Origin of the sequence: Kitasatospora sp. NPDC056181, assembly GCF_042266225.1 — a bacterium.
Taxonomy (GTDB): Bacteria; Actinomycetota; Actinomycetes; order Streptomycetales; family Streptomycetaceae; genus Kitasatospora.
In genome coordinates this window covers 51,042-57,719 of the sequence record NZ_JBHJUK010000047.1, presented here as the reverse complement: position 1 = coordinate 57,719, position 6,678 = coordinate 51,042, and the positions used below count along the sequence as shown (strand labels likewise).

The 6,678-nt window shown below is 72.5% G+C and carries 4 protein-coding genes; 3 read left to right on the top strand and 1 reads right to left on the bottom strand.

Annotated elements, in window-relative coordinates:
* Window positions 1-437 precede the first annotated feature (437 nt).
* A complete protein-coding gene (locus ACFC1F_RS19530) occupies window positions 438-2,144 on the bottom strand; it encodes an ABC transporter family substrate-binding protein (RefSeq protein ID WP_376159819.1) in 1,707 nt (568 codons plus the stop codon).
* 313 nt (window positions 2,145-2,457) lie between these two features.
* Here ACFC1F_RS19530 and ACFC1F_RS19525 point away from each other — a divergent pair, with 313 nt between their 5' ends.
* The 3 genes from ACFC1F_RS19525 to ACFC1F_RS19515 all read left to right on the top strand — a co-directional run bounded on the left by ACFC1F_RS19525 (window position 2,458) and on the right by ACFC1F_RS19515 (window position 6,621).
* A complete protein-coding gene (locus tag ACFC1F_RS19525) occupies window positions 2,458-3,441 on the top strand; it encodes an ABC transporter permease (protein ID WP_376159817.1) in 984 nt (327 codons plus the stop codon).
* 100 nt (window positions 3,442-3,541) lie between these two features.
* Window positions 3,542-4,438 (top strand): ABC transporter permease, encoded by an 897-nt coding sequence (locus ACFC1F_RS19520; RefSeq protein ID WP_209415931.1) that lies wholly within the window; start codon window positions 3,542-3,544, stop codon window positions 4,436-4,438.
* Complete coding sequence (locus ACFC1F_RS19515; protein WP_376159815.1) at window positions 4,435-6,621, top strand: dipeptide ABC transporter ATP-binding protein; 2,187 nt, start codon at window positions 4,435-4,437, stop codon at window positions 6,619-6,621. Before ACFC1F_RS19520 ends, ACFC1F_RS19515 begins: the two co-directional genes overlap by 4 nt.
* Window positions 6,622-6,678: the final 57 nt, after the last annotated feature.

Here is a 6,678-nt window from a genome sequence, read left to right as displayed (position 1 = left end):
GGCCGGAGCCGTCCCCGGAGCCGTGTCCGGGGCCGTGCCCGGGGCCGTGCCCGCCGTCGTTCCGGGGCCGCGGCGCGGGCCGGGCCGGAAGGTGCCGCGCGTGTCGTTTTCTCCCGATGTTCCCTTCCGTCAGCGAGAGTTGACGTCCGGGTGCGCGAACCGGGTGACAGGCCGGCGGGTTTCCGGGCGCGCCCGCCGCGGTACGGCGCGGCGGCCCGGACGGCCCCGCTAGATTCTTCCCCGGTTGGAAGCGGGCGGGTCCGGAGGGGACCCCACGACACGGGCGGCCTGCGGGCATCGCGGAAGGTCAAGGCCGGTGGCAGGAGCACGGGGGCGGCGGAGCCGACCTCCCCGGGTCCGCACCACCGGCCTCGTGATCACCGCGCTGCTCGCCAGCGCCCGCCGGGCCGTCGACGCCCGCCGCGCCGACGCGGCGGCTACTTCTCCCAGCCCACCTTGGCGTAGTCGACGCCGGCCAGGCCGAACGCCCCGTAGTTGGCCAGGCCCTTGCGGGCCACGACCACGGTCGGCCGCTGGTACAGCTCGACGGTGTGGCCCAGCTCCCAGATCCTGGCGTCCGCCTGGTTGTAGAGCTTCGCGGCCTCCACCGGGTCGATGGTGCCGGCCGCCTTCTTGAGCAGCCCGTCGATCTCGGGGGTGCCGAGCTTGGAGTAGTTGCCGAAGACGTTGTCGCCCTGCGGCAGCCGGAAGTTGGTCAGGCTGGTGGAGAGCGGGAAGGAGTCGGTGTTGCGCCAGCTGGCGATGTCGAACTTGCCCTGGTTGACGTACTTGGTGAAGAAGTCGTTGGCCGGGACCTTGTCGAGTTCGACCTTCACGCCGGCCGCCAGCCACATCGCCTGGGCGGCGGTGGCGAGGTCGATCTGGGCCTGCGGGGTGGACTCGTTGATCACGAAGTGCAGGGTCAGCGACTGGCCGTCCTTGGTGCGCGGCTGACCGCTGCCGGCCTCCTTCCAACCCGCCTCGTCCAGCGCCTTCCTGGCGGCGGCCAGGTCGAACTTGGCCCACTCCCCGGAGTTGTCCTGGTAGCCGGTCTGGTTGGGCATGAAGATGTGGTTGCCGAGCGGCTTGAACTCCACCGGCACGCCGTTGTTGGCGATCTTGATCAGGGCGGAGCGGTCGAGCGCCTTGCCGAGCGCCTGACGCACCTTCTGGTCCGCCAGCGCACCGCCGCCGCCGAACGAGAGGTGCACCTCGTCCCACGGGCTGGCGGACCGGATCACCGCGTCCTTGGCGTCCTTGAGCTGCGCGTACGCCGTGGCGGTGCCCGCCGCGGCGAAGTCGATCTCGTTGTTGAGGAACGCCTGGGTGGTCGCCGACTGGGACATCACCCGGAAGGTGACCCTGTCCGCCTTGGGCTTGGTGCCCCACCAGGCCGGGTCCGGGACCAGCGTGATGGTCTGGGCGGTCTTGTCCATCGTGCCGACCTTCAACGCCCCTGCGGTGACCGGGATCTTGTCGATCCAGCCCTTGTTGAAGTCGTCCGCCGTACCGATCCCGGCCGCCGGGACCAGCGGGCGGAACAGGTTCTGCCAGTCCGCGTACGGCTCCGAGAAGGTCACCTTGACCTCGTTCGCGTCGGCGCCCTGCTCGACGGCGGAGATCAGCTCGTAGCCGGAGGAATCGGCGATGTTGTAGCCGTCCTTCCTGCCGTTGCTGGCCTCCCAGTCGGCCTTGAAGTCCAGGTAGCCGAGCGGCTTCCCGTCCGACCACTTGGCCTTGGGGTTGAGCTTGTAGGTGACGACCTGCGGGGAGGTCGAGGTGACCTTGGCCTCCAGCAGGTAGTCGGTGACCGGTTTGAAGGTGCCGGTCTCGTCCGTCGTGAAGAGGTTCGGCTCCAGCTCCCGCATGATCTCGACCGCGTCGCCGTAGCGGCCGTCCACCTGGAACGGGTTCCACTGGGTGATCCACTGGTACAGCGGGAAGCGCACCTCGCCGCCGTCGCGCAGCTGGTCCGGCGACTTGGCGTTGATGTCGATCGCACCCTGCCGGGGAGGCTCGCCCTTGGTCGCGCTGTCGGCCGACCCCCCGCCGCCCGAGGTGCACGCGGTGGCCGCGAGCGCGACGGCCAGGGCGAGGGCGGCGGCCCGGCCGAAGCCGCGGGCCGGTGTGCTGGAAGCGTCCATGAGGGGTCCCCCCGTGAAATGGCAGATGGTGAGAGTCGCGTCGCAAAGGTGTGGCGAGGCTTGACGGTGGGCAGCCAAGGTGGTGCCGGCGTCCAGAACGTAACAGCGGATCAGGACGAGTACCAGAGGCCGGAGTTCACATCTGATCCAAACGACACAGGCCGCAACACTGCCGCAATACCGCGGCCGTGCACCGGTGCCACACTCTTGACCTGCACCTTTCCCCCACCGGCTCGAACAGGGCCACCGACCGAAGGCCACCACCGATGCCCACCAGACGCGTCGGCCCCGCCCCCGTCCGCGGCGGCCGCTGATGCTCCGCTACCTCGTGAAGCGGCTCGGCTACTACGCGGTGCTGCTGATCGCCGCCGTGTTCCTGGCGTACGCGCTCTCCGCCGCGGCCCTCCAGCCGCGCACCTACTTCGAGGCCAAGGTGCCCCGCCCGGCCGCCGCGTCGGTCGAACGGCAGCTCACCGACCTCAACCTGAACGACCACACCCCGGTCGTCGAACGCTTCGGCCACTGGGCCGGCGGCCTGCTGCTCCACGGCGACCTCGGCCGCACCATCCATGACACCCCGGTGATGGACGACTTCCGCCGCCGGATCTGGGTCTCGCTGCGACTGCTGCTGATCGGCAGTCTGCTCGGCATGGTCCTCGGCGTCGCGGCCGGAGCCTGGAGCGCGGTGCGCCAGTACCGCGTGACGGACCGGCTGATCACCGTCCTCTCCTTCGTCCTGCTCTCCACCCCGGTCTTCCTGGTGGCGCTCCTCCTCAAGAACGGCGCCATCGCCGCCAAGGACGTCGCCGGCCACGAGGTCGTCCCCTTCACCGGGTACGAGACCCCCGGCCTGACCGGCGGTCTCGGCGCCCACCTCGGCGACTGGGCGCTGCACCTGCTGCTGCCCACCCTCTCGCTGGCGCTCGGCGGCCTCGCCACCTACAGCCGCTACCAGCGCGGCACCATGCTCGACGTGCTCGGCTCCGACTACCTGCGCACCGCCGAGGCCAAGGGGCTCACCCGCAACCGCGCCCTGCTCAAGCACGGGCTGCGGACGGCGGTGATCCCGATGTCGACGATGTTCGCCTACAGCTTCCTCGGCATCTTCACCGGCGCCGCCTTCACCGAGACCATCTTCGGCTGGCACGGCATGGGCGAGTGGTTCATCCAGTCGATCAACGAACAGGACGTCAACGCGGTCGTCGCCGTCAACCTGTTCGCCGCCGTCGTGGTGCTCGCCTCCGGCTTCCTCGCCGACGCCCTGCACGCCGCCCTCGACCCGCGTGTGCGGTCCTGACCGGAGGAGACCTGCTGTGACCGCCGTCGTCGCGGAGTCCTCCGCGCCCACCCCCGAGCCCGGTTCCGGTCCCGCCAACCGGTCCGCCCCCGCGGCCGAGGTGACCGGCCGGGGCCGGCTCGTCCTCGCCCGGCTGCTCGCCGCCCGCTGGGCGGTGGCCGGTGCCGTCATCGTCCTGCTGCTCTTCGTCCTCGCCTTCGGCGGGCCGTACCTCACGCCCTGGGACTACGCCACCCCGGACTACGACGCGCTGCGCCAACCCCCCTCCGGCACCCACTGGTTCGGCACCAACGGGATCGGCCAGGACGTCTTCGCGCAGACCGTCCGCGGACTGCAGAAGTCGCTGGTCATCGGCCTGCTGGTGGCCCTCTTCTCGACCGTGCTGGCCTCGCTGTTCGGCGCCTGCGCCGGCTACTTCGGCGGCTGGACCGACCGGGCGCTGATGTTCGTGGTGGACCTCATGCTGGTGTTCCCCAGCTTCCTGATCATCACCATCGTCTCGCCCCGGCTGAAGGGCGCCGGCTGGCTCGCCTTCGTCCTGCTGCTCGCCCTCTTCAACTGGATGATCACCGCCCGGGTGGTCCGCTCGATGACCATCTCGCTGCGGGAGCGCGAGTTCGTCCGGGCCGCACGGTTCATGGGCGTACGGCCGCTGCGGATCATCGCCCGGCACATCCTGCCGAACGTCGCGTCCTTCCTGATCATCGACGCCACCATCGCCGTCGGCGGCGCCGTGATGAGCGAGACCGCGCTCTCCTACTTCGGCTTCGGCGTGAAGGCCCCCGACGTCTCCCTCGGCACCCTGCTCGCCGCCGGCACCTTCGACGCCCCGACCTTCCCCTGGCTGTTCTACTTCGCCGCCGGGCTGCTGGTCCTCTTCGTCCTGGCCGTCAACCTGATCGGGGACGGCCTGCGCGACGCCCTCGACCCCACCGCCGAGGCGGCCCGGGCCCCCCGTCGCCGCCCCCGTTCCCGGAAGAAGCGGAACCGCACGTGACCCCCACCGTCGAAACCCCGCTGCCCGCGGCCCCGCTGCTGCACGTCCGCGACCTGCGGATCGACTTCGCCGGGCCGCGCGGCGCCGCGGTGCCCGCCGTGCGCGGCGTCGACCTCACCCTGCGGCGCGGCGAGACCCTGGGCATCGTCGGCGAGTCGGGCTCCGGCAAGTCCGTCACCGCGCTGGCCGTGCTCGGACTGCTGCCCGGCACGGCGAGCGTCCACGGCTCGGTCGAGCTGGACGGCAAGGAGCTGATCGGCCTGCCCGGCCGCGAACTCGCCGCCGTCCGCGGCCGCCGGGTCGCCATGGTCTTCCAGGACCCGCTCTCCGCCTTCACGCCCGTCTACCGGATCGGCGACCAGATCGTCGAGGCCCTGCGGGTCCACCAGCGCCTCGACAGGGCCGCCGCCCGCGCACGGGCCGCCGAACTGCTCGACCTGGTCGGCATCCCGGCGCCCGGCCGCGCACTGGACAGCTTCCCGCACGAGTTCTCCGGCGGCATGCGCCAGCGCGCGATGATCGCCATGGCCATCGCCAACGACCCCGACATCCTGCTCGCCGACGAGCCGACCACCGCCCTGGACGTCACCATCCAGGCCCAGGTGCTCGACGTGCTCCGCACCGCCCAACGGGAGACCGGCGCCGCACTCGTCCTGGTCAGCCACGACCTCGGCGTCATCGCCGGGATGGCCGACCGGGTCGCCGTGATGTACGCGGGCCGGGTGGTGGAGACGGCCGGCGTGGACGAGCTGTTCGCCGCGCCCCGCCACCCGTACACCCTCGGGCTGATCGGCGCGGTGCCGCGGCTGGACGCCCGCGGCGGGCCGCTCGTCCCGATCCCCGGCACGCCCGCCCCGATGGCCGAGCTGCCGGCCGGCTGCCCGTTCGCCGCCCGCTGCCCGCTGGCCGAGGACCGCTGCCGGACCGCGGAGCCCGGACTCGACGGCCCCGACGACCACCTGGCGGCCTGCGTCCGGGCCGGGGAGCTGGCCGAACGCCGGCCGGCTCCGGCCGAGGTGTACCCGGTGCCGGTGGTGTCGGGTGCTGCCGGCGGTGCTGCCGGCGGTGCTGCCGACGCAGCCGACGGCTCCGGGGCCGCGGCGGGTACCGGGGCTGTTCCGGGGCCCAGGGTCGCGGCGGGTGCCGGGGCCGCGGCGGGTGCCGCTTCCGCCGACCGGGAGGGGCGCTCGCCGGTGCTCTCCGTCACCGGCCTCACCAAGACGTTCCCCCTGCTCAAGGGCACCGTCTTCAAGCGCCGGGTCGGCGAGGTCTACGCCGTGGACGGCGTCGAGCTGGACATCCGCCAGGGCGAGACGCTCGGCCTGGTCGGCGAGTCCGGCTCCGGCAAGTCCACCACGCTGTTCGAACTGCTGCGGCTCGCCGCCCCCGAGTCCGGCCGGATCGAACTGCTCGGACGGGACACCGCCGGGCTCTCCCGGGCCGACGCCCACCGGCTCCGGGCCGAGCTGCAGATCGTCTTCCAGGACCCGATGGCCAGCCTCGACCCGCGGATGCCGGTCGGCGACATCATCGCCGAACCGCTGCGCGCCCAGCACGCCGCCCGCGAGGAGATCGCCCGCCGGGTGCCCGAGCTGCTCCACCAGGTCGGCCTCGACCCGACCCACGCCGTCCGCTACCCGCACCAGTTCTCCGGCGGACAGCGGCAGCGGATCTCGATCGCCCGCGCGCTCGCCGTCCGGCCGAAGCTGCTCGTCCTCGACGAACCGGTCTCCGCACTGGACGTCTCCATCCAGGCCGGCGTACTCAACCTGCTCCAGTCCCTCAAGGCGGAGCTGGGCCTCTCCTACCTCTTCGTCTCGCACGACCTCTCGGTCATCCGGCACCTCGCCGACCGGGTCAGCGTGATGTACCTGGGGCGGACCGTCGAGCAGGGCGAGGTCTCCGCCGTCTTCGACCGCCCCCGCCACCCCTACACCCGCGCGCTGCTCTCCGCCGTCCCGCTCCCGGACCCGCCCGCCGAACGGGCCCGCACCCGCATCCTGCTGCCCGGCGACCCGCCCTCGCCCACCGAGCGCCGCACCGGGTGCCCGTTCCGCACCCGCTGCCCCGTGTACGCCGGACTCGACGCCGGGGCGCGCGGCCGCTGTGAAGCCGACGCCCCGCCGCTGACCGGGCCCGCACCGGGCGTGGACCACCAGGCGGCCTGCCACTACCCGGAGTAGCCGTCCCGCGGGTGCAGGGGCGCGGATACAGGGGCGCGGGGGCGCAGGCGTACGGAG